Source organism: Oceanobacter mangrovi, assembly GCF_019740315.1.
Taxonomy (GTDB): Bacteria; Pseudomonadota; Gammaproteobacteria; order Pseudomonadales; family Oceanobacteraceae; genus Oceanobacter; species Oceanobacter mangrovi.
Window position 1 is genome coordinate 165589 of record NZ_JAHXZR010000005.1, and the last position, 24355, is coordinate 189943.

22 protein-coding genes are annotated in these 24355 nt (G+C 55.0%); 10 read left to right on the forward strand and 12 right to left on the reverse strand.

Annotated elements, in window-relative coordinates:
- Positions 1 to 365 precede the first annotated feature (365 nt).
- The 3 genes from K6123_RS12345 (at position 366) to feaR (ending at position 4730) form a co-directional block, all read left to right on the forward strand.
- The gene (locus K6123_RS12345; RefSeq protein ID WP_221798149.1) at positions 366 to 2048 is read left to right on the forward strand and encodes a GMC family oxidoreductase; all 1683 of its coding nucleotides are present in this window, start codon (positions 366 to 368) and stop codon (positions 2046 to 2048) included.
- On the forward strand, positions 2041 to 3540 hold the full coding sequence (locus K6123_RS12350) for an aldehyde dehydrogenase family protein (protein ID WP_221798151.1): 1500 nt from the start codon (positions 2041 to 2043) through the stop codon (positions 3538 to 3540). The genes K6123_RS12345 and K6123_RS12350 overlap by 8 nt, the downstream gene beginning before the upstream one ends.
- A 275-nt stretch (positions 3541 to 3815) precedes the next feature.
- A complete protein-coding gene (gene feaR / locus K6123_RS12355; protein WP_221798153.1) occupies positions 3816 to 4730 on the forward strand; it encodes a transcriptional regulator FeaR in 915 nt (304 codons plus the stop codon).
- 401 nt (positions 4731 to 5131) lie between these two features.
- Here feaR and K6123_RS12360 read toward each other — a convergent pair whose 3' ends face one another.
- From K6123_RS12360 to K6123_RS12410, 11 genes are all read right to left on the reverse strand, one after another.
- Positions 5132 to 6271: an alpha-hydroxy acid oxidase gene (locus K6123_RS12360; RefSeq protein WP_246624766.1), complete on the reverse strand. Its 1140-nt coding sequence runs from the start codon at positions 6269 to 6271 to the stop codon at positions 5132 to 5134.
- 83 nt (positions 6272 to 6354) lie between these two features.
- Positions 6355 to 7299: a dienelactone hydrolase family protein gene (locus tag K6123_RS12365; RefSeq protein WP_221798157.1), complete on the reverse strand. Its 945-nt coding sequence runs from the start codon at positions 7297 to 7299 to the stop codon at positions 6355 to 6357.
- A gap of 229 nt (positions 7300 to 7528) precedes the next feature.
- Positions 7529 to 8758 carry an OprD family outer membrane porin gene (locus tag K6123_RS12370; RefSeq protein WP_221798158.1) on the reverse strand — a complete coding sequence of 410 codons (1230 nt, stop codon included), beginning with the start codon at positions 8756 to 8758 and terminating at the stop codon, positions 7529 to 7531.
- Positions 8759 to 9012: 254 nt separating this feature from the next.
- Positions 9013 to 9507, reverse strand: coding sequence for a flavin reductase (locus K6123_RS12375; protein ID WP_221798160.1), 495 nt, complete (start codon positions 9505 to 9507; stop codon positions 9013 to 9015).
- 34 nt (positions 9508 to 9541) lie between these two features.
- On the reverse strand, positions 9542 to 10501 hold the full coding sequence (locus K6123_RS12380) for a PDR/VanB family oxidoreductase (protein WP_221798162.1): 960 nt from the start codon (positions 10499 to 10501) through the stop codon (positions 9542 to 9544).
- Between the two features lie 230 nt (positions 10502 to 10731).
- A complete protein-coding gene (locus tag K6123_RS12385) occupies positions 10732 to 11487 on the reverse strand; it encodes an SDR family NAD(P)-dependent oxidoreductase (RefSeq protein WP_221798164.1) in 756 nt (251 codons plus the stop codon).
- Positions 11488 to 11535: 48 nt separating this feature from the next.
- Complete coding sequence (locus K6123_RS12390) at positions 11536 to 12018, reverse strand: aromatic-ring-hydroxylating dioxygenase subunit beta (RefSeq protein ID WP_221798166.1); 483 nt, start codon at positions 12016 to 12018, stop codon at positions 11536 to 11538.
- A 2-nt stretch (positions 12019 to 12020) separates the two neighbouring features.
- Positions 12021 to 13316, reverse strand: coding sequence for an aromatic ring-hydroxylating oxygenase subunit alpha (locus K6123_RS12395; protein WP_221798168.1), 1296 nt, complete (start codon positions 13314 to 13316; stop codon positions 12021 to 12023).
- Positions 13317 to 13363: 47 nt separating this feature from the next.
- Positions 13364 to 13903, reverse strand: coding sequence for a nuclear transport factor 2 family protein (locus tag K6123_RS12400; RefSeq protein WP_221798170.1), 540 nt, complete (start codon positions 13901 to 13903; stop codon positions 13364 to 13366).
- Between the two features lie 10 nt (positions 13904 to 13913).
- Positions 13914 to 14276, reverse strand: coding sequence for an IacB protein (locus K6123_RS12405; RefSeq protein WP_221798171.1), 363 nt, complete (start codon positions 14274 to 14276; stop codon positions 13914 to 13916).
- Between the two features lie 94 nt (positions 14277 to 14370).
- The gene (locus tag K6123_RS12410; RefSeq protein WP_221798173.1) at positions 14371 to 15516 is read right to left on the reverse strand and encodes an acyl-CoA dehydrogenase family protein; all 1146 of its coding nucleotides are present in this window, start codon (positions 15514 to 15516) and stop codon (positions 14371 to 14373) included.
- Positions 15517 to 16276: 760 nt separating this feature from the next.
- On the opposite strand from K6123_RS12410, the gene K6123_RS12415 reads away from it, so the two are divergent.
- From K6123_RS12415 to K6123_RS12445, 7 genes are all read left to right on the forward strand, one after another.
- Positions 16277 to 17422 carry an ABC transporter substrate-binding protein gene (locus K6123_RS12415; RefSeq protein WP_221798175.1) on the forward strand — a complete coding sequence of 382 codons (1146 nt, stop codon included), beginning with the start codon at positions 16277 to 16279 and terminating at the stop codon, positions 17420 to 17422.
- 149 nt (positions 17423 to 17571) lie between these two features.
- Positions 17572 to 18606, forward strand: a complete 1035-nt coding sequence (locus tag K6123_RS12420; protein WP_221798178.1) for a branched-chain amino acid ABC transporter permease — start codon at positions 17572 to 17574, stop codon at positions 18604 to 18606.
- Positions 18603 to 20417: a branched-chain amino acid ABC transporter ATP-binding protein/permease gene (locus tag K6123_RS12425; RefSeq protein WP_246624767.1), complete on the forward strand. Its 1815-nt coding sequence runs from the start codon at positions 18603 to 18605 to the stop codon at positions 20415 to 20417. Before K6123_RS12420 ends, K6123_RS12425 begins: the two co-directional genes overlap by 4 nt.
- Positions 20414 to 21202, forward strand: a complete 789-nt coding sequence (locus K6123_RS12430) for an ABC transporter ATP-binding protein (RefSeq protein WP_221798180.1) — start codon at positions 20414 to 20416, stop codon at positions 21200 to 21202. Before K6123_RS12425 ends, K6123_RS12430 begins: the two co-directional genes overlap by 4 nt.
- 72 nt (positions 21203 to 21274) lie before the next feature.
- The gene (locus K6123_RS12435) at positions 21275 to 22276 is read left to right on the forward strand and encodes a ketopantoate reductase family protein (protein WP_221798182.1); all 1002 of its coding nucleotides are present in this window, start codon (positions 21275 to 21277) and stop codon (positions 22274 to 22276) included.
- Between the two features lie 143 nt (positions 22277 to 22419).
- The gene (locus tag K6123_RS12440) at positions 22420 to 23181 is read left to right on the forward strand and encodes a class II aldolase/adducin family protein (protein ID WP_221798184.1); all 762 of its coding nucleotides are present in this window, start codon (positions 22420 to 22422) and stop codon (positions 23179 to 23181) included.
- 318 nt (positions 23182 to 23499) lie between these two features.
- On the forward strand, positions 23500 to 23979 hold the full coding sequence (locus tag K6123_RS12445) for a MarR family winged helix-turn-helix transcriptional regulator (protein WP_221798186.1): 480 nt from the start codon (positions 23500 to 23502) through the stop codon (positions 23977 to 23979).
- A 46-nt stretch (positions 23980 to 24025) separates the two neighbouring features.
- On the opposite strand, the gene K6123_RS12450 is transcribed toward K6123_RS12445, so the two are convergent.
- Positions 24026 to 24328, reverse strand: a complete 303-nt coding sequence (locus tag K6123_RS12450) for a hypothetical protein (RefSeq protein WP_221798187.1) — start codon at positions 24326 to 24328, stop codon at positions 24026 to 24028.
- Positions 24329 to 24355: the final 27 nt, after the last annotated feature.

The following is a 24355-nucleotide window of genomic DNA, read 5'->3' on the forward strand; positions in this document are numbered from 1 at the left end:
TTACAACAGACTCGCCCTGCTTATTTAGTTGAATATTCACGCAATAATTAAAACATTTCAACCAAACAAAAGGACTCTACAAGCCATCAGATCTCGGGTAAAACCGGCAGCAAATACCGCTATATCAACATTCAAGCTCAATATCAGCCCAATAATAGCCAATTGCCAGACAGACTTAATCGAACAGGGAAATACAAACAGAACGGACAATTCCGACATTGTCAGGACAAAACGGGACGTGACACAAATCGTCGAGTCGTCGGCATGGATCGCCAAGAAAGCCAGCCTCGCCTTGTGGCTTGATGAATGTCAGGTAAGCAGACCAAAACCAGAAAAATTCACCCAGACAGACGAGGAATCCATCCATGAGTGACCAATTCGACTACATCATTGCCGGAGCCGGTTCAGCTGGCTGCGCCATTGCCTACCGGCTGGTCAAGGCAGGCAACAGCGTGTTGCTGCTGGAAGCCGGTGAAAAGGATGACAGCCTGTTTCACAAGATTCCCGCCACCGTGGTGAAGGTATTCCAGCAAAAATCCTGGCCTTACATGACGCTGCCACAGGAACACTGCAACAATCGCGAAATGCTGATCGCCCAGGGCAAGGTACTGGGGGGCGGCAGCTCGGTTAACGGCATGATCTACATTCGCGGCCAGCATCAGGACTACGACGACTGGCAGAACAACTGGGGGTGTGATGGTTGGGGTTATCAGGACGTCCTGCCCTACTTCCGTCGCGCCGAAGCCAACGAAAGCCTGGGCGACGAATTCCACGGCGAAACCGGCCCGGTTCATATCGGCGAAAACCGCTACCGTCACCCGCTGACCCAGGCCTGCATCCGTGCCTGTGAACAGATGGGTCTGCCGTACACCAACGACTTTAACGGTGCCACCCAGGAAGGTACCGGCTTCTACCAGACCAACATCAAGAACGGCGAGCGTCAAAGCACGTCCCAGACTTATCTGAAACAGCTGGCCGGTAATCCAAAGCTGACCGTGATGACGCACGCCCTGGTGCACAAGGTCAATCTGGAAGGCAGCGGCAAGCAACAAAAAGCCACCGGCGTAACCTATTCCATCAAGGGCGGCGCAGCAGTGACCGCCAAAGCCAACAAGGAAGTGATCGTCAGCGCCGGTGCTTTTGGTTCACCCAAAATCCTGCTGCTGTCCGGTATTGGTCCGGCCGAACACCTGGCCAAGGTTGGCGTCGAGGCCAAAGTCGAACTGCCAGTGGGCAAGAACTTCCATGACCACCAGCATATGTCGATCAACGCCACCACCAAGGAAAACATTTCCATCTACCAGGAAGATAAAGGGGCCTCGGCGATCAAGCACATGCTGCAATACCTCTGGACCCGTTCTGGCCTGATGACCTCCAACATTCTGGAAGGCGGTGCCTTTATCGATTCCGAAGGCGTTGGCCGTCCGGACGTGCAGTTTCACTTCCTGCCATTGCTGGACAACTTCGACAACACCCCGGGTGAAAAACCGGAAGCCGAAGCTCATGGTGTATCCATCAAGGTCGGCCACCTGCGCTCCAAATCCCGTGGCGAAGTGCGCCTGAAGAGCAACAACCCGGCCGATTTGATGGAAATCGACGCCCGGATCCTGTCCCACCCGGACGATCTGAAAAACCAGGTCCGAGCCGTTCAAACCGCGCTCAAGGCCTTCGAACAGCCAGCCCTGAAACGCATCGTCAAACGGGTGATCGAGCCAGACAACATTGCCATCGACGACATCCCGGCGCTGGAAGCTTTCGTACGCCAGAACATCAAGACCGTCTACCACCCGGGCGGTACCTGCAAGCTGGGCAAAGACAGCAAGGACTCCGTGGTTGACCTCGAACTGCGTGTTCACGGTGTGCCTAACCTGCGTGTGATCGACATGTCGATCTGCCCACAAGTGCCCAGCGGCAACACCAACGCCGTCGCCATCATGATTGGCGAACGCGGTGCCGACCTGATCCTGAATCCTGGCCAAATCACCTCATCCAGCGCCAGCAATGTTACCGCCATCGTTACCGAACAGAAGGAAGCCACTCATGCCTGATATTCAGTTGTTGCCAGAAACCCTGGCCTTCCTGGATCGCCAACACGGTCAGTTTATCGCTGGCGAAGCCGTTGCACCGTCTGGCACCACCACGGCCTTTGGTGTCACCAACCCGGCCACCGAAGACGTCATTGCGCAGATCAGCCCGGCCAGCGATGCTGAAATCGATCAGGCTGTGGCCGCAGCCAAAGCCAGCTTTGAACAGGTTTGGGCCGACTTTAACCCCTATGCTCGTGGCGTCATGCTCAACAAGCTGGCCGATCTGATCGAAGCCAACGGCGAACAGATCGCTCAGCTGGAAACCCTTTCCAGCGGCAAGTCGATCAACCTCTCACGCATGTTCGAAGTGCAGCAAAGTGCAATCTTCCTGCGTTATTTTGCCGGCTGGACCACCAAGATTGCCGGTGAAACCCTGCAACCGTCTTTCCCGTCCATGACCGGTGAGCAGTACAGTGCCTTCACCCGTCGTGAACCAATTGGCGTGGTCGCTGGCATTATTCCGTGGAACTTCCCGCTGATGATTGCCATCTGGAAACTCGGTGCAGCACTGGCATGTGGTTGTACCGTGGTACTGAAACCCAGCGAATTTACGCCGCTGACTATTTTGCGCGTAGCGGAACTGGCCCGCGAAGCCGGTATTCCAGACGGTGTGATCAACATCGTTAACGGCATGGGCGACGTCGGTGCCAAACTGATCCAGCACCCGGACGTTCGCAAGGTCTCCTTCACCGGTTCTGTCGCCACCGGCAAAAAGGTCAACCTGACTGCTGCTGCCGACCTCACCCGCTGTACCCTGGAACTGGGTGGCAAGAACACCGCCGCGCTGCTGAAAGACGCCGATATCGACCGTGCTGTTGGCGGCCTGCTGCAACTGGGCTACATCCACCAGGGTCAGGTGTGTGCCGCCCCTGAACGGGTGTACGTACACGCTTCCCGCCTCGACGAGCTACTGAACAAACTGGGCGGAGCCCTGAGCCAGGCACCAATGGGTTCACCACTGGATGAAAGCGTGCTGTTCGGGCCGATTTCCAACAAGCCGCAATACGAAAAAGTCTGTCATTACCTCAATGTCGCCAATAAGGAAAACCGCGTTGTCGTCGGCGGCCAGGCCGTTGCTGGCCCCGTCAACGGCAAGGGTTATTTCGTCCAGCCAACCATTGTGCAAGCCACCAGCGCCAACGACATTCTGATGCAGGAAGAAACCTTCGGTCCGATTTTGAGCTTTATGGCCTATGAGGAAGAAGACGAACTGCTGTCGCTGATCAACAACACGCCGTACGGCCTTGGCACCAGTCTCTGGACCAACAACCTGTCGGCCACCATGCGGATGATTCCGAAAATCGAATCCGGCACCGTGTGGGTCAACCTGCACACCATGGTTGACCCGGCGGTACCGTTCGGCGGCGTGAAGCATTCCGGTATTGGCCGTGAGTTTGGCAGTGCTTTCATCGACGAATACACCGAAGTGAAGTCCGTCATTATGGCGTACTGATCTGGATACGGCGCTCCTGCCTCTGGGGCGTTAAATGGCTGAGTCCTTTCCCGCCGTGGTTTTACCCGGCGGGCTTTTTGGTTTCAGGGCCTGCCCTGAATCCATACGACAGTCACGACATGTCGTGACCCTGCGACAACCGGTGTTTATGTCGAAAGGCGGTGATCAAAACCCCGCTCCACGTAAGGGCAAGGCATGCCTTGCCAAACCGAACCAAACGGCACATAACTTGCTAATTTAAATTGAATATTCAACTAATTAATCAGGTTACTTCTATGTCTGAACGACAGGATTTGTCTCACTGGGACAGTGCCGTTCACAATATCTGCGGCAGCTTTGCGACCCGGGTACACCGTGATATCCCCTTTGTTGGCGACATTCGCTTGCACAATCACGGTGGGCTTGAAGTGGCTCATATTCAGACCAATGCCGAGCGGGTCATCCGCGACAAACTGGCCTGCCGTGACGACCGCTATTGTTTCCTGATCCTGCAAACCGACGGCACCATGGGCTTTGCTGCTACCAATGGTGACGAAATGGCACTGAAGCCCGGTGACATTGCGCTGATCGACTCCTCATTCGAGTTCAGCATGCTGCCTCAGGGTCTGATTCAGCAGATTTCCGTGCACCTGCCACGCTCCATGGCACAGTCAGTAATTACCGGTCAGCAGCCGTTTCACAAACTGGCTGGCTCCGGTATCAGTGTGCAAACCTTGCGCAGCATATTGCAGCAATTACGCTTTGCCGATTCACAATTTGGTGCAAGTTCACTGGACGCCTGCGCCATCCAGCAAGCCATTGCTGCACTTCTGCCAGCCGCAGTACAAGCCAGCCGCCAGGATGCCGTACCGCTGAAGTTACTGGCCGAACAACATATCCAGCGACTGCTACAGGATCACCGACTGTCACCAGAGTTTCTGGCCACCGAAATGGGCATATCCCGTCGCACGTTATATCGATTGTTTGAGGAAGATGGCGAAAGCATCGCCCAACGCATTCTGCACCTGAGGTTGCAGCAAGCCAGTTCAGAGCTGCAGCAAAATGAGAGCAAGTTATCGATTACCGAGATTGCCTATCGCTGGGGATTTTCGGATGTGTCGCAGTTCTCACGGGCGTTCAAACGCGAAATGGGCATGTCGCCACGGGATTATCGCGGCCAGCAGCAGAACAGCGAACTGTTGATATTGTAGCCGGGGTTTGGGTTTGGGTTTGGGTTTGGGTTTGGGTTTGAGGCCTACTAGAGCCAATTGCTGAACACAAATACACTCGTCTTTCCGGGCTTGCCCCGGAATCCATACGGCAGTCACAACTTCTAATCCAGCCATAAAGTCACGACATGTCGTGACCCTACAACAACGGGTGTTTATACCGAAATACGAGCTCAGGATCACATGATACGGTCGTTCCGACCCCGGACGCCCGTCACGACATGTCGTGACCCTACGATACGGGTATTCAGGTTGATATCCGCAATTGCGTAGGGGCAAGGCATGCCTTGCCAGCCTCTGTTAAACCTTCTCACCAGGTATAAAATCCGATTGGCATCAGACACCTCCAATAACTAGCCAGGCTACTGCCAACCGGGTTGCGGTTACAGTAACCAGTTCGGGCTGAGATCCTTGAGGTTCTGGCAGCCCATTAAATTCAGACAACGTGCGGTTTCTTCCTGCAACAGATCCAGCACCCGGGTTGCCCCGGCCTGGCCACCGGCAGCCACCCCAAACAGGGTTGCCCGCGCCAGTAACACAGCATCGGCTCCCAGCGCCCTGGCCTTGACGATATCCGCACCACGACGAATGCCGCTGTCGAGCAGAATCTGCAAACGACCATCCACCACCGGTGCAATACGCTGCAACGCCTGCAGGCTGGAACTGGCACCATCGAGCTGACGGCCACCATGATTGGTCACCACAATGCCATCCAGCCCCAGGTCCATGGCCTTGAGCGCATCGTCCGGGTGTAATACGCCCTTGAGGATCAGCTTACCCGACCACTGCTGGCGGATTTCTGCCAGCTTTTGCCAATCCAGCAGAGGGTCCAGCTGGCTGGCAATAAACTTCATTGCTCCCAATGCCGAACGTTCATTTTCCGGCACGTATGGGTTCAGGTTGCCCATCGTCGGCAAGCCCGACGGCAACATGATTTTGCGCAGCCAACCCGGATGCATCAGCACATTAAGCTGGTTGCGCAGTGTCAGCTGCCGTGGATTGACAAAGTTACGGCGATCCCATTCACGGTTGCCGACCACCAAAGCGTCGGACGTCACCACCAGAGTATCGACACCGGCGTTACGGGCACGCTGCAGCAGATCCTCCTGGATGTCCTTGTCTTTCAGTGCGTAGAGCTGGAACCAGAAGTTCAACTCCGGCGCCGCAGCCCGTACCTGTTCGATCGAAGCATTGGATACCGTACTGAGAACAAACGGAATCGACTTGCTCGCTGCCGACTTCGCCAGCGCCAAATCCGCCTGCGGCCACAGCATGCCGTTAAAACCACTGGGGCCAATCGCCATTGGCAAGGCAGAGGTCTTGCCAAACAGCTCACACTCAAGTGGCACCGGATGGTTGGCCACCAGGGTATGGGACTGCAGCCCGATTTGCTGAAAGGCTTCACGATTGGCGTTCAGAGTGAGTTCTTCTTCGGCACCACCCCACAGGTACTCCCAGGCGAAATCGGGCAATCGCCGCCTGGCAATATGGGTCATTTCAGCCACTGACTGAACCCGGCTCATATTACGACCTGTGTAAAAACGCCTCATGAACTACTCACTCTTATTTGGGCTGTTTAATTGATAGATAACGCGGCTTGTCAGCGTTATTTACTTGCTGCTGCGGGTCTTTGGGCCGTTTGTACCTGCCCAAAAGCCTGTTCCAGGAATGCTGGCAACTCGACTTTTACAGCGATCGCGGCGTCGGCATTGTAAGCCCAACGACCATCGTGTTTAACGCAATCATTGTCCGGGTGAAACATGCGGCCAGTGGTTTCATTCATCATCACCCCTTTGACGGCCTCACGGATGGTACAGTCGCGAAATGACTCGTCAGAATGATCCTTGACCCGTTCCGGATATTTTAGATCGAACGCATGCTCGGCACCGGGATAGGCACTGAGGCGGATTTTGCCACCCGCCGCACTGGCGCGCTGCACGTAGTTGCGGCAATCGGCAATCGCGTTGACATTGTCCTTTTCACCATGAAACACCCGTACAGGTGCACCTGCCATCTGTTCGTCTTCGCGATACTGGAAGCTGCAGTTGGGGTAAAAACTGGCAATAGCAGCAAAATTGTAACGGGCATCGCCATACAGCTCTTTCATACGTTTCATGCCTGAATAGAGCGCGGCCTGGCCCGCATCAGTAAAACCAATCAGCGCAATGCGATTCTTGTCGATGGCAGGATGCTCCGACAGTACCGCCAGCGCCGCGTAGGCGTCGCGAATCATCGCCAGCTGGCGCAAACCGGTGTAAGACTCCACCCGACCGTTGGTGCTTTCAACCATAAAAGTGGCAATGCCGCGTTTGTTCAGCAGCTCCACCCAGTCCTGCAGTTCATAGGTGTAACCGCCCGGTCCGTACAGCAGAATCACCGCTGGATTATTGCTGGCAGCAGGCAGCTTTAATGCCCCGACAATACCGGCTTCGCTACCGCCCTTGCCGCGTAATAACTGTTGGTCCGACATGGTCACGGTATTAAAAACGTGAACCTCTGAAACCATGGAAGCCTGCACCTGCGCTGCCAATAACAGCAGTGGAGCAAGCATGATGAATATTGTTTTTTTAAATGTTGTAGCGCGCATGAATATCCCCCCGATATATCAAAACCGGCCGGGAGTTGCCTCCGGGCCGGCACATCAATACCTGATCAGGCAGTTGCCAGATCACAGGTGGCCGCCCACCAACAGCCTGACGGAACACCTGTGACCCGGCAGCACCTGCCAGCGTCAGGTTTTTTATATGGCTGCCCCAAATGACCAGCCATGTCACCCGTTATCAGAACTGACGGGTGTAAGTGGTGATGAAGCGGAATTCGCGGAAACCGGAAGTCCAGCTGCGGTCGATCCACATATCACGGGCAGAGAACGACAGACCTTTCAGGGTTTCGTTCTGTACCGCGTAGGTCAGGTAGATATCGCGTTCAGACTGGTGTTCATGTTCGCCACCAGCGACATCGATACCCTTGCCGAAAATGTATTGGGTAAACAGGCTCAGACCTGGAGCTCCCACGTCCTTGAAGTCATAACCGTAACGAATACCGGTTGAACGCTCGTCAGGCATGATGAAGGCTGCAGAAGACCAGTGCAGGGTGTAAGGCTGAGGTACGTAACCGTTCAGAGTTGGTACGGCACGTTCGCCATCAATGCTTTGGTAGCTCAGACGCAATTTGTGGTTGCCATTCGCCAGACTCAGACCCGTGCTCAGCACGTCTACGTCCATGTCATCACCACCGTAAGCCTTGCCGTCGTTCGCGTAGTCCAGATAACGCAGGTCGTAGCTCACGCCAGTGCTGCCAAATTTATCCTTGTACGCCAGTGCATAGGTGTTCTGGGTGTAGAAATCTTTCAGCTGACCGTAGTAGTAGGTACCGCTAAACGCCTTGCTGAAGTTGTAGGAAGCACCAGCAAAATACAAACCGTCAGAGCGATTTTCATCCTGACCCTTGTAAACGTAGAATTTTTCCTTGTCGGAAGAGTTACGGGTAACAGCTTTCCAGAACACACCAGCTTTCAGGTCCAGACCTTCAACTTCTTTGGACTCAATCACCGCACCTTCGTAGATGGTGTCCAGTACGCGGCTGGTATCATCCCAGGCAACTGGCAGGTGTGGACGGTAGTCACCGATGGACAGCAAGGTGTTGGAATACTTCAGCTTCAGGGTTGCGCCCAGACGGCCGTAGTTATCAACCGCTTCGCCATCCTCATCCAGCGGCAACGAGCCATCATTACCTTCGGAATCAAATACAATCGCGTCAGTGGTGTTGATATCCAGTGCAACCTGCACCTTGGTATCGGTGTAGCCAGAGCTGACGGTCAGATCGATCGCCTGCGACCAGTTACCTTCCGTGGTGTCGTTCTTGGTGTAACGACGGTCCAGGTAGTAGTTTTTCAACTCCATTTTAACGGCAGTATCTTCAACAAAAGCCGCTGCTGCGCCATTCGACACAGTCAGGCCTGTCAAAGCAGTCAGCACTGCTCCGGTTGTATACAGGTTACGTCTCTTCATCATGGTTTCCTTCAATCTCTAGCTCGAGTACCCGTGACGCCTGCCGTTGCTCAACAGGAACAAACCGGCGTCACATTCTTTGAAAACCAGTCTTCTGTTCTCAACAAACAGAAGTGGCTGCTCTCGCTGGTAACAAGGCCAGTGCCCTGCCGCCCCCTTTTCCCACCTGGCGAACCTTGCCGGGTGTACTGCAAGCCGGTCCCACAACCGGCTACTGCCCAGAGCTCAAAAAGTGGCTCTAATCAGGCAGATTCTTAAGCCACAGACTGATCACACAGGCGGTGATAGTTGCGGTTGAAATACACCAGGCCAGCGTCGGCAGTGCCGATACGAATGTCCTGGATGCGGCAATAGAACACCGTGTGCGAGCCCATTTCGTGGCTCTCGTGAATCTTGCAATCGAAATTCACCAGCGCTTCATCGAGTGCTGGCGCACCGGTTTTCAGTGCCGTCCAGCTGTGTTTGGCGAATCGCTCTTCGCTGCTCAGCTCACGGTTGGCGAAATCCCACGACACGCCCTGGTGATCGCCGGTCAGAACGTTGACGCACAGCGCACCATTGGTTTTGAAATGGTCATGGGCATAGGAATTACGGTTCATGCACACCAGCAGTGTTGGCGGCTCGTCAGTCACGCTGCACACGGCGGTCGCCGTGAAACCAAAACGACCAGCCTCACCGTCGGTGGTGATCACAGTGACGGCACCGCCCAGCAGCGACATGCCGTTACGAAACAATTGGGTATCAACCATGGGGAAACTCCTCTCTCGATTGGCTCGACCTGAATTACAGGTCGAGTACCAGACGTGGGGTTTTGGAACGGGAACAGCAGATGGTCATCTGGTCGTTGTCTTCCTTTTCCTCATCGGTCAGGAACACATCGCGGTGATCGGGAATACCTTCGATCACGTCGCACAGACAGGTGCCACAGGTGCCCTGCTCACAGGAAACCTTGATCTTCATACCGGCACGGTTAAGTGCCTGGGCAATGCTTTCGTCCGGGCCAACGGTGACGGTAACGTCACTGGCTTCGGCATAAACTTCGAACGCTTCACCACCGGTTTCCACTTCCACCTGGAAGAATTCCTTGTGGATGTTGGCGTCGGCGAAACCCTTGGCGGCGGCCGTGCTCATCACCCATTCCATAAACCCGGCGGGGCCACAGGTGTACATGTGAGCGTCGCTGTCAGAACCAGCAAACACGGCGTCCAGGTCAACACCCTTGCCGTCGTTTTCATCGTCAAAATGGAAGTGCACGTGGTCGGCAAACGGGCTGTTTTGCAGGTCTTCCACAAACGCACAGCTGGCGCGGGAACGACCGCAGTACCAAAGATCAAACGGCTTGCCAGCCGCTTGCAGGGCATAGGCCATGGCGATCATTGGCGTCACACCGATACCACCACCAATCAGCACTGAGCGACCGTTAGTCTGAGCCAGCGGAAACAGGTTACGGGGCGCACTGATTTGCAATTCAACGCCTTCATGCAGCGTGTCGTGCACGGCAATCGAACCACCACGGGAATTCGGATCTTTCAGAACCCCGACGCGATAGCTGCTGCTGTCGGCCGGGTCATTGCAAAGGGAGTACTGGCGAACCAGGTTGTCGCCCAGGTGCAAGTCAATATGGGCACCGGCTTCAAAAACTGGCAGCGGATTACCTTGAGGGTCCACCAGTTCCAGCGCTACGACGCCTTCGGCTTGTTGTTCGCGCTTGCGAACGACGACGGTTAACAGTTCGTCAGTCATGACATTCTCCATCCGGCCAGGCCGGGTTTTTCTGCGCGGTACCTGACGCCGAAGCGCTGGTACCTTGTTGTCTGTTGGGGCAATGGCTGGCAGGGTTATCTGCCAACCGTTTGATGGGCATGGCCCATCCGGTTAATACATTCGCGAATAAATTCGCTGCTACAGCGCCATCCGACCTGCGCGCCTTTGAAAGCGTTGTCCGAGCGGCTAATACAGCCAGCTCCGATCAACTAGCGCATGAACAGGCCGCCATTCACATCCCACGTCGTGCCTGTGGTGAAATACGCTTCCGGCCGTGCCAGCTGCACCACCATGTCGCCAACAAAATCGGCGTCGCCGAGTTTGCCCGCCGGGATGTTGGCCAACAGGCCTGGCAGCCGCTCAGCCGGTACCAGCGCTTTCACCATTGGTGAATCGATCGGGCCCGGAGCGATGGCATTGACTGTCACGCCATTGGCGGCCAGCTCCTTGGCGAATACCTTGGTCACTGTGATGATGCCGCCCTTGGACGCGGCATAGTGGGCACCGGTACTGGTGCCACCGTTCTGCCCTGCCAGTGAGGCCATGTTGATGATGCGGCCATAGCCTTGTTCAGCCATGTAGGCGCCCATCACCTGACAACCGGCAAAGCAGCCACCGAGGTTGATATTGACCACCTCGTTGAATTCTTCGAGGGAGATATCCATCACTGGCGTAGCGCGGGTTACCGCAGCGTTGTTGACCAGTACCTGCAGTCCACCCCACTGGCTGGTGACCTGTTCCAGCGCAGCCTTGAAATCGTCCTTGCTGGCGATATTCAGAGCCACTGCCATGGCAGTTTCACCGCTGGCGTCGAGTGATTTGGCTGCCGCCGTGGCGGCTTCCAGGTTGATGTCACTCACGGCTACCTTGTAACCGGCGGCGTGCAGACGACCGGCAATGTGAAAGCCGAGGCCCTGCGCGGCGCCAGTTACAAGGGCAACCTGGGCATTGGTGTTGTCAGTCATGGCTATCTCCTCTTCGTGCCAAACAGTCGTTAGAAAATAAAACCCGACTTAGAAAATGAAGCTAACGGTGCGCAGGAAACCTTCTGCGTGCAGCAGTTTCACGACCTTCTGATCCAGCTTGAAGCCGTCTGCCGTTGGCTTCAGCGTGTATTCCACGTTGGCCGGGTAAGTCACCAGTTTGCCGTGACGCAGTTCGTTCAGCGTCATGGCGCAACGAGCCACCACCACGTCATCACCCGCTTCCAGAATGCGAATACGGGACATCATGCGTACGGTGTAACCAACGGAGTTGGCGGATACAGATTCACCATTTTCCAGACGGGCGACACGCATACGGCGCATGTCGGCGTCATCCAGGGCCAGGTTCAGGGTTTCGAGATAGTTGGTCTCGTTCAGATCGGTCGGTACGATGTACAGGCCTTTCTCGGTCCACAGTGACAGCCATTCCTGGTAGCCCTTGTGATCCAGCAGGTCAGCTTCGTAACCGATGAATTCGGTTACCTGAGCGAGCAGTTGGGTATTGGATTTCATGCTTACTTCTCCTCGCCTGCGGCCATGACTTTCTTGTACTGGCGATAGGCGCCACGCATACCGGTTTCAGAACACACCGCACCTTGTGGGTTACCGTCCACAGAGGTACGCAGTTTGGTCATGCCACGGTTAACCAGAATCCAGCCATCGGTGCCGGACATGGAACCTTTCTGCACACGTTCCCAGGCTTCACCATCGTCTGGCGTACCGAAGCCCATTGGGCCCTGGAAGTGTTCGTGCAGACGCATACGCTTCTGGTTGAAAGCCGCTGGAGCACCTTCACCACCCAGTGCAACGTGCTGGATTTCGGTCTCGCCAACGGATACCGGACGCAGCACACGGAAGAACGCCATGGAGCAGGACACGTTCGGGAACAGGTTCAGGTTGAAGCCGGTACCGTGCGCAGCCCGGACAAGCTTTTTGACTTCGTCTTCTGACTTGCCTTCGTCACGCAGTGCTTGCGCCAGCTCGTTGAATCGCTCAGGAATTGGCTGATCCAGATCGGCTTCAAGGTCGATCAGTTCAGGAATCATCACCATCACGCTGTGGCCATTGCCGAGGTCTTCAACAAAGCCTTCGCCGTCGAGGAAGTCGAAGATGTCGGCAGTGGCTTCATCCAGTGAGCTCACGAAAGACTTGTGCACAATCGGGAAGTGGTAGGCGTCAGTGGTGTTTTCCAGCTGAATCTTCCAGTTGCCCGGGAAGTTGAAGCGGTGTTCGCCCAGTACTTTTACCGGATAGCCACCACCCTGCTTCATAAACAGGTCGATCCACTTTTTGGCGCCGCCGAGGAAGTCGGCCAGTGGTTCGATATCCTTGTTGAAGGTCGCGAATACCATGCCCTGGTAGGAATCCCACTTGAGGCTTTCCAGCGGCATTTCGTCCTTGTCGAATACACCTTCGTATTCTTCAGGCTTTGGCAGCGCACGCAGGGAACCGTCGAGGCCGTATCCCCAACCGTGGTATGGGCAGGTGAAGGCCTTGGTTTTGCCTTTACGGGCTTCACACACAGTGGCACCGCGGTGACGACAACGGTTCTGCAGCACGTGCAGGTTCATTTTGCGGTCACGGCTCAGAATCACCGGGTGACGACCAATGTAGGAAGTCTTGAAGCTGCCGGCTTCCGGCACTTCACTTTCATGGCCAACGTAGACCCAGGTCTTGTTGAACACCAGATCCAGCTCTTCGGCAAAGATGGCTGGGTCGGAATACAGTTCTTTCTTAACCCGGCCGTTTTCTACATCCACCATGTCGGCGGCTTGCAGGCCGAGGTTTTTCAATTCGATCAATTCACTCATGGTTTTCTCTCACATTGAATTCGGGTTGTTATGCCTGGCGGCTCTTCTCAGGACTGTTTGCCGGTGGGTTGCTCCGGAACCGGCAAATGCGCCTCACTGTTCCAGTGGTCGACCGGACGACTGAACAGGTTCTCAGTCTGGAAATGGGCAATGCGCCAGGCATCCCCGTCATTTCGGAAGGTCACGCTGAGTCGGGCACTGTTGAGATGGGAACCACCGCTGCTGAAAGTCGAAACCTGCAGCATGTTCCAGCTGGCACTGGCGCTGTTCGAATCCGGGCCGTCCACCACGATGACTTCAGAAGTCAGGTAATGAACGTTGACCGAAAAGTGGGCAGGCTCAACACAGTACTTCGCCAGCATCTCCACAATCGCTTCGCGGCCAACGTGGCCACCAAAGCTGTTGGCATAGCGGGCACCCTTGCCTTCCCATACCGCATCGGTCGTGAACAGGTTGCCCAGTTCATCCAGCGGGGTATTGGCGTCGAGGTGATCGCAGAGGTCCATATAGCGGTTGATACAACGACGGATCGCGTTTTCGCTTTCCAGTGCTTCAAGCCGCTGACGCAACAGTTGCAACTCAGTCATGCCGCTGTCCTTACGCCCGTTGCACGATCAGTTCGCGACCAACACGCGCTTCGATCTTGCAGTAGCGCCACAGCTTGTAAGGGGTCTCGCCAACCGCAGTGGTACGGAACAGGTTGCAGCAGGCAACCACGGTGTCGTAATCCACCACGTCAGCCAGCAGGTAGGTCGTCCATGGGTAACCGGTAGATGGGCCAACCATGCTCTGGTCGTCATCCATGTTGCCAATCACGGAAACGCCTTCCATATCGTGAATGGCATTCCACATGCTGCCGAAGGCCGCCCATACATCCAGCTGCTCTTCACGAGGGGCATCCATAAAGTTCTGGTTAATGCCCATGCAAAACAGTACGCGCAAAGGTTTTTTGTCACTCATGGTTAAATCTCCCTGGTTATTACTATTCGATTGCTGGCCCGCTGCAGCAGCGGGCCGGTGATCTCTTGGTCGTCGCTGTTAGTGGTAGCCGGACTTACAAATAGCCAGGCAGCGGGTCATGGCCGAAGAACATGGCACCGGCATTCTTGAGGGTTACCGCACCCATAAAGGCGTGCTGGGTGGCCATCATGGAATCCCGCAAAATGCGCGACAGCGGATGATCGTTATAGGTGCTGGTCATACCTGCCACCTGATAGGCAATACGTACAGCTTCGGCACATTCGTGAGTCAGGTGAGTAGTCGCCAGACGCAGCAGACTGGTCTGCTCACGGCTTGGTAAATCACCGGCCTGAATGGTCGCCCAGGCTTCCTCTGTCACCTGATAGAAGAAGCTGCGGGAAGCACGCAATTTGGCTTCGGCACGGGCAATCTCGATTTGGACATATTCACGCTCACCCAAATTCGGTGCACCGGTTACCGACTTACGTCCGGCAGCCATTGCCTGCACTATGTCCAATGCCTCACGAGCCAGACCAGCTGTGGTCACAGACAGCACCTGGGCGGCAAAAGAAAGGCTTGGATAACGGAAGAACTGGGAGTCAATGGTAGGCTTGCCACCACGCACAAAAGTCCACTCCTCTGGTACAAATACTTCATCAACGACCAGGTCGTGTGAGCCGGTACCAACCATGCCAATGACGTCCCAATTAGGCTCAATCTTGACCTTGTCAGCAGGCATTACCGCCATCCGAGGCAGTGGCTCACCGTTATCAGGCTGAATACCCACACCGATCAGTGAAGCGCCCATGGAACCGCTGCCGAACTTCCAGCGACCGCTAACCATGTAGCCGCCATCAACCCGTTTGGCAGGCTGGGTCGGGAAGATACCGCCAGCAAAAACCACATCCGGGCCTTCCGACCAGACCTTGTCGATGGTCGCAACCGGCAGTGCTGCCAGATAAGCCGGGTTCATACCAAAACTCGCAACCCAACCTGCGGAACCGTCTGCTGCAGCAATGGTTTCTACCATCTGCAGGAATTCAGCCGGGCTGCGTTCATCACCGCCCATCGCAGCAGGCACCATGGCGCGGTAAACGCCAATCTTGCGAAAACGTTCAACAATGTCCTGGGAAATGTACTTCTGATCCTCGAACTCCTGGCGGCGGGCCCGGATGTCAGTCAGCAGACTGTCAAATTCCACCCCGCCCCAAAGGCTCTTGTCGATCTGATAAGCAGGCATATCAATCTGTGCTCCTGTATCTGTGCTTTGGTTACGGGGGCCACCTGTCTGTTCAGGGTTGTCTGATTCAAACAACCGGGATTGCCGGGTGTCAGCAAACTGCCTCTATTGGCTTGGCATAAGAACGTCATGCAGTAAGTCTGACGCCCCCCGATGCGTTTTATAAAATCATAATTTTCACTTTACTTGTCAATTATTTTTTTAAATTTTTTTAAGCACAAAAACCGGGCCTGTTTTTATGAATTGCACTGCAGTGGTGCATATTTGTAACACCTTGATACCCCTGGTAACACCCGCTAAAAACCCATAAAAATAATATTAACTTATTGTTTTTAAAGTATTTTTTATTGATTTTAAATTCACACATGGAAAGCAGGTGTATTTTTACAGGAGATAATCATGAGCAATTTCAGGCCGAGAACAAACATTACAATTCAAGTTTTTAAGCACGCATAAAAATGAATTTTTATCCAGCTTTAAACTCACCAAAACATTCAAATAAAACTCGAAAATTCCAGTATTTATCAGGGCTCTGGCGCAACCGACACTCGCCCTGAGGCAAGCTAAAATTTCTATTCAGGCATGACCTGGATCAGCTCTGAACTGGCCGCACCATTCTGGAATGGCACACTCCGTGCTAACCGTTTCCAGAGAGGCCAACCTTGAGAAGTCGGCCAAACTAACGAGTGTTTGGTAACTGCCGAACCCAAACCTAGAGGTAACCGGTGCCAACACCGGAAACACAATCAGGAGATACTCAATGCCATCCAAGAAACCGCTTTCCGCGCTTATTCTGGCTTCCGCAATGCTCTCGCCGCTGGCGATGGCCGACATCAAGGTAGGTGTCGTCACTTCCAGCACTGGCCCAATCGCACTGGTTGGTATCCCTCAGAAGAACACCGTTGCCCTGCTGCCAGATTCCGCCGGTGGTGAACGGATCAAATACATCCCACTGGACGATGGCAGTGATCCAACCGCTACCGTGAAGGCTTTCAAGAAGCTGATTGATGAAGAACACGTTGATGCCATCATTGGCCCAAGCGGTTCCGGTAACGCCATGGGTGTGATCCAGTTTGCAGCTGAATCCGGCACACCAATGCTGGCGCCTGTTGGTACTGCGGCGGTGGTTCTGCCAATGACCGAGCAGAAGAAGTGGGTCTTCAAGACCACCCAGAACGATGACCTGATTGCTGCTGCACTGGTCGATAACATGAAGGCTCGCGGCGTTAAGACCATCGGTATGATTGGTACCGCTGACCCTTACGGCGAAAACTGGTCAAAGGTTATGAAGGGCCTGACCGAAAAAGCCGGTATCAAGATTGTGGCTGACGAGCACTTCCAGCGTCAGGACACCTCCATTACCGGCCAGAGCCTGAAAGTTCTGATGGCCAACCCGGATGCGGTACTGATTGCTGCCCCAGGTTCCTCTTCTGTAATGCCACAGACCACACTGAAAGATCAGGGCTATGCTGGCCAGATCTACCAGACTCACGGCGCTGCACTGGATCCATTCCTGCGCCTGGGTGGCAAAGCGGTGGAAGGCACTATTCTGGCTGCCAGCCTGATGCTGGTTCTGGATGAAGTTCCAGAAAGCCCGGCCAAAACTATCGCCACTGACTATGTGGATCGTTACACCAAGATCTATGGCACTGCCCCGGCCACCTTCGGCGGTAACGTTTATGACGCTGGCCTGCTGCTGCAGAACGCTATCCCGACTGCACTGAAGAGTGGCAAGCCAGGTACTGCGGAATTCCGTGCCGCCCTGCGTACCGCACTGGAACACACCACTGAAATGCCTGCGACCCAGGGTGTTTACAACATCACGCCAGCTGACCACAGCGGTTTTGATGAACGTGGCCGTGAAATGATCACCGTGAAAAACGGTGGCTGGGCACTGCTGAAGTAATTCAACAGGCCAACCGCGCTGATGTCTGCCACCTTTATATATAGAGCAGACACAGCGCACCGTAACAACCGAAACACTTTACCAGTACCGGAGTTGCAAGCTGACTCGTCAGCAGCAGGAAGTCCCGGTACCTCAAGGACTCAGAACCAATGAATTTTCAGATTGCCCTCTTACTTGGGCAGGATGGCATCACCAACGGGGCTATTTATGCCTTGCTGGCGCTGTCGATTTTGCTGGTGTTTACCGTCACCCGCATCCTGCTGATTCCGCTGGGTGAATTCGTCACCTTCGGCGCTCTCACCATGGCCGCTATCCAGATGGGCAAGGCACCCGCACTAGAATGGCTGTTACTGGCCCTGACCCTGATTGAATGCGGCCTCGACGCCTATCATTTCCGCAGCAATCTGGGCAGCAAACGCATCCAGACCATGGTGCTCAAAGTGGCTTATGCCGTGGTCATGGTGGTATTGATACAGATGCTGCCGCTGGCCGAATTGCCGATGGCATTCCAGGCATTGCTGACACTGGCCTTGATGGTGCCACTGGGCCCACTGATGTACCGACTGTTTTTCCAGCCACTGGCCGATGCACCAGCGCTGGTACTGCTGATCGTTTCGATCGCCGTACACGTCGCCATGGTGGGTGTTGGTCTGCTGCTGTTCGGTCCTGAAGGCGCCCGTACCGAGCCATTCTCAGACACGGCTTTCCGCCTCGGACCGGTAATGATGAAGAGCCAGACCCTGTGGGTGATCCTGGTGTCCATTCTGTTGATCGTAACCCTGTTCCTGACCTTTGAACGGACACTGTATGGCAAGGCCTTGCGCGCCACCGCAGTGAACCGTACCGGTGCACGCCTGCTGGGTATTTCTCCGGTGTTTGCTGGCAAGGCAACCTTTGGTCTGGCGGCATTTATTGGTTCGCTGTCCGGCATTCTGATTGCGCCGATCACCACCCTGTACTTCGACTCCGGCTTCATCATCAGTTTGAAGGGATTCGTTGGCGCCATTATCGGTGGCCTGATCTCCTACCCACTGGCTGCTGTAGGCGCCGTGGCGGTTGGTCTGATCGAAGCCTTCTCGATGTTCTGGGCCAGCACCTATAAAGAAATCATTGTTTTCACTCTGATCATTCCATTCCTGATCTGGCGCTCAATGACCAGCCACCATGTTGAGGATGAAGAATGATGAATGCTGTTATGAAACCAAAAAACCTCATGATCGTGGGACTGCTGGCCATTCTGCTGGCACCTCTGGTACTGCCTGTCTATCAGGTAACCCTGCTGAACTACATCGGCCTCTATGCCCTGGTGGTATTGGGTCTGGTATTGCTGACTGGCGTTGGCGGTATGACCAGCTTTGGCCAGGCTGCTTTCGTCGGCCTGGGCGCTTACTCCACGGCCTATCTGACCACTACCCAGCAATTGCCAGCCTGGCTGGAATGGACCGCAGGTTCACCCTGGGCCGGTCTGCTGGTTGGTCTGATTCTGACCGCTGCCGTGGCTCTGTTCCTCGGTGCAGTAACCCTGAAACTGTCTGGCCACTATCTGCCACTGGGCACCATTGCCTGGGGTATTTCCCTCTATTACCTGTTCGGCACCATGACCTCCATGGGCGGCCACACCGGTGTGAGTGGTTTGCCATCACTGTCGCTGTTCGGCATTGAGCTGGATAAGGGCGAGAAGATTTTCTACCTGATCTGGGCAGTACTGGTGGTTGCCATCATTATCACCCGCAACCTGCTGAACTCCCGTGAAGGCCGTGCGATTCGTGCCCTCAAGGGTGGCCAGCTGATGGCAGAAGCCATGGGAGTGAACACCTTCCGTTCAAAGATGGTGATATTCCTGATCTCTGCCCTGTTCGCAGCACTGTCTGGCTGGCTCTACGCCCATACCCAGCGTTTTGTAAACCCGACCCCGTTCGGCCTCAGCATGGGTATCGACTACCTGTTTATGGCGCTGATTGGTGGTGTGTCTTCTGTTTGGGGCGCGCTGTTGGGTGCTGGCGTACTGACCATGCTGAAGCAATGGCTGCAGGATCTGCTGCCAATGATTCTGGGCAGCGATGGCCAATACGAAACCATCGTGTTTGGTCTGCTGATTGTGGTGATGATGCAACGCTGGCCCGGTGGTCTGATGTCTCTGCTGGTGAAACTGCTGCCCGCCAAATACCGTCAGAGCCACGATATCAAGCTCAACGACCAGGCCGCTGAACTGCCCCGTCGTGAATTGCCGAACAAAGGCGATCTGGTACTTGAAGCCTGCGATGTCACCCGTAAATTCGGTGGTCTGGTCGCCAACAATCAGATGAACCTGCAACTGCATGCCGGTGAAATCCTCGCGCTGATCGGCCCTAACGGTGCTGGCAAGTCCACCATGTTTAACCAGCTGTCTTCCGTTGACACCCCAACCGAAGGTGAAGTGAAGTTCCTTGGTCAGAGCCTGAAAGGCAAAAGCTCTCGCGAAGTCGCCCAGATGGGTATGAGCCGGACCTTCCAGCACGTCAAACTGCTGGGCACCATGACCGTACTGGAAAACGTTGCCCTCGGCGCTCACATGCGCGGTAGCAAAGGCGTGATTCCAGCGGCTCTGCATCTGGAGCGCGAAGAAGAACAACGTCTCCTGAAAGAAGCCAAATACCAGCTCGAACGGGTTGGCCTGGGTGACTACCTCTATGAAGAAGCAGGCAGCCTGGCACTGGGCCAACAGCGGATTCTGGAAATCGCCCGTGCACTCTGTGCTGACCCATGCGTACTGCTGCTCGACGAACCGGCCGCTGGCCTGCGCTTCAAAGAGAAACAGGCGCTGGCTGAACTGCTGACCAAACTGCGTTCCGAAGGCATGGCGATTCTACTGGTTGAACACGACATGGACTTTGTTATGGGCCTGGTTGACCGCATCGTGGTGATGGAATTCGGTGAAAAGATTGCCGAAGGTCTGCCGGAAGAAATCCAGACCAACCCTGCTGTACTGGAAGCCTATCTGGGAGGTGCAGAATGAGCACAGCCAATACCTCAACCGTGACCAACACCGGCCCGGGCAAACCACTGCTGGAAGTGAAAGACCTGCGGGTTGCCTATGGCAAGGTGGAAGCCGTTACCGGCATCGACCTGACCCTGCGCGAAGGCCAGCTGGTGACCGTGATCGGCCCTAACGGTGCGGGCAAGACCACACTGCTGTCTGCCATCATGGGGTTGCTGCCTTCCAAAGGTGAGATCCACTTTGATGGTGAAGACTACGTCAGCCCGGAAATCGAAACCCTGGTCGGTCGCGGCCTTGGTCTGGTCCCGGAAAAGCGTGAGCTGTTCAACACCATGACGGTGGCAGACAACCTGCTACTGGGTGCTTTCCAGCGCTATCGTCGCGGCGATGACAGCTATGAGCAAACCCTCTCCGAGGTTTACAGCCTATTCCCACGGCTGTGGGAACGTCGTCAACAACAGGCCGGTACGCTGTCCGGTGGCGAACGCCAGATGCTTGCCATTGGTCGCGCCATGATGGGCAAACCACGACTGCTGATGCTGGATGAACCCAGCCTCGGCCTGGCCCCACTGATCACCCGTGAGATTTTCCGCATCTTTGCCGACCTGCGTCGTCAGGGTGTGTCTATTTTGCTGGTTGAGCAGAACGCCCGTGCGGCCCTGAAAGTGGCCGACTACGCCTACGTCCTGGAAGGTGGCCAGATTGCCATGCAAGGCCCGGCGGCCGAACTGGCCAACGACTCACGGGTGATCGAAGCCTATCTGGGTCTGGCCAGCAAACACCAGGAACTGCTGTCGAGCTGACGCCAGCCCGCTGCTGCGGGAGCCGCCAGGCTCCCGACTGAACCAACAACGCAATAAATCTGGAAGCTGAATATGAAAATCTGTATTGCCGGTGCCGGGGCGATAGGGTGCACCCTTGCCGCTCGTCTGGCCGAAACAGGTACCACCGTCAACGTGCTGGCCCGTGGCCGCACCCTCGAACAGCTGCGTGCCAACGGCATTCAGCTGAGCGACCTCGACGGTGAACACCATGTACAGGTTAACGCCAGCGATGATGCCGCTGAACTCGGCCCCCAGGATCTGATTCTGGTGTGTACCAAGGCCCCTGCTCTGGCTGACGTACTGCAACAGATTCAACCCATGCTGCAGCCAGAGACCATGGTGATTCCGGTAGTCAACGGCGTGCCCTGGTGGTACTTCCGAGGCATTGAAAGCCGTTTTGCCAACGAAAACATTCGCGCCATTGACCCGGATGGCCTGCTGGACCAGCTGGTACCGGCGCAACACCTGATTGGCGCGGTGGTATTTATTACCGCCACCCGCACAGCTCCAGGCCAGGTCAGGTCTGGCAATCCGCATCTGATGATCATGGGTGAGATCAACCACCAGCTGACTGAGCGCCTCGAACAGGTGCGCCAGCTGATTGAAAGCGCCGGTATTGAAGCCCGCGCCACGGACAATATTCGCGATCAGATCTGGACCAAGATCATCGCCAATCTGACTTCCAACCCCCTTTCCGTAGTGACCGGTGCAACTCTGGAACAGCTTTACAGCGATCCGCATTTGCAGCCACTGGTACGGCGGATGCTGGATGAAACCCTGCTGACGGCCGCCTCTCATGGTGCCCGGGTAAGGTTTGATCCACAGACCATTATGGAAATGGGTACCGGTATGGGCGCGGTGAAAACGTCCATGCTGCAGGATTACGAAGCCGGTGCACCACTCGAACTGGCCAATATTGGCCATGCTGTTGTTGAAATGGCCGAGCGCACCGGCATCGACATGCCAACCACCCGCCAGGTGCTGGCATTAACCGGGTTTCTGACCGAACGCCAACAGGCCGCAGCCAGAGCACAACGAAGCGCAGAACTATAAGGCAGTCTCTCTTTAACCGGTTTCAGTTCTGACCAGCGAAGCCCGGCCAGAACGACTCCGATTAACCAGCTGACTCCAAAACATCGACTGTTAATGAAACAACCTCAACTCAGTAAAGAGATACAGGACTTCAGGAGAAATTTATGAGCGATACCATGACTCGTCCAGAACACATTAGCGAAGCTGAATGGGAACTGCGCATCAAGCTGGCCCATTGTTATCACCTGGTTGATTTTTTCGGCTGGACCGAGACCATCTTCAACCATATTTCAGCCCGTTTGCTGGACCAGGACGATTGCTATCTGGTCAACCCGTTCGGCCTGAACTACACCGAAATCACCCCGGCCAACCTGATCAAGGTAGACGTTGACGGCAACAAGCTGGACGACTCCCCATACGATGGCAACCCTGCCGGTTTCGCCCTGCACGGTGCCATTCACGCGGCTCGTGAAGACATTCACTGTGTGATCCACACACACACTGACGCAGTCTCTGCCGTTGCCGCCAAGCCGAATGGTTTCTCACTGAACAACTTCTACGGCGCCCAGCTGTTCGGCCGCGTGGGCTTCCACAAGTTCGAAGGCATCACCCTGTTCCAGGACGAAAAAGACCGCATGCTGGCCAGCCTTGGCAGCAAGCACATCCTGATCCTGCGTAACCACGGCATCGCGGTTGGCGAAATGGACATCGAACGCACCTTCTTCCTGCTCTGGACTGCCCAGCGCGCCGCTGAAATCCAGCTGGCTGCCGGTGCAATGGGTGGTGAAGACGTGATTATGGAAGATGCCATTGGCCAGCGTTGTGCTGACCTGACCCAGATGCTGATCAAGGAAAGCGGTTTTGCTGACAAGTTCTTCAAAGCGATGGTCCGCAAGATGGAAGCTGAGCGTGGTGCTTGCTGGTAAGCGGCAGGTTTCGACGCAATGAATCAAGCGTTCTCCGTTAACCGGTAGATAATACCGGTAATGTTTGGAAGCAGCTCACGCATGCCCTACCTTCCTCCCTCCTTCATCGGTTTTGGGTGTGAGTTGCTTCCCTTTTTATTTTTACTGCTGAATCAGACGATTCTGAACAATCAACGATCAATGCACTGAACGCCACCTCGTCCATCCCCTTGCCAAGCCACCGCCTTCACATCAGTCAAGCGATTCCCGACTGTATTAATTGACGGCTTGTATAAGGGTTTTGTAGAGTTTTCGGGCGAACAGAAATAGAGAATTTCAATGGCTACAACACGCCCCCCACGCAGTCAGCGCTATAACCCGGCCAGTGACGATTTCCATAAGGAAGATTTCCCGTTTTACTGGCTGGCACGTGTTCATGGCCGTTACGCCCTGGCAATGGAAAAAGCCCTTAAAAAGGTAGGTCTGGATATCCCCCGTTGGCGGATTCTGTTTATTCTGAAAGAGGAAGGTATTTCCAGTATTTCGGAAATTGCCATTCACGCAATTGCCAAGCTGCCGACCGTAACCAAAACTGTCTATCGCATGAAAGATGACGGGCTGGTAGAAACCCGTCAGAAAAGTGATGACGGCCGGGTAACAGAAGTAATCATTACCGAAAAAGGCCAACGGGCAATCGAAGTCATTCAGGAAGCCACCCGTGATATTTTCCGCCACAGCTTCAAGGGCATGACTGAGGCACAAATCAAACGCCTTAACAAGTTACTCGAACAGCTGTTTCATAACCTGCCGGAACATTGATTCCGATTTGCCAGCAGTGCAGGCGGGCCGCCTGCGCTCCCGCTGGTTACGGCTTGATCACCAGCTCACCGCTGGCGATCAGGTCAACCATGGTGAAATACATGCTGATGCCCGCCAGCAAAAACAGCAGCGGAAACAGAATTCCGAATGGCACGCCAATGTTTTTCACCAGCTTGCGAGCCTTGTCATAACCCTGCTGTTCTACCAGATTCTGGCCCTTCTTGTGATTTTTCAGAAAGCCGTCGATGTCCTGCGAAATACGAATGCCACGTTTCAGCATCAGCACACAGGCCAGCGTCCAGATCATAAAAAACAGCGTAATTGGCCAGGGCATGGCGTCCAGATTCATTCAGTTTTCTCTTGTCAGATTCGTTCA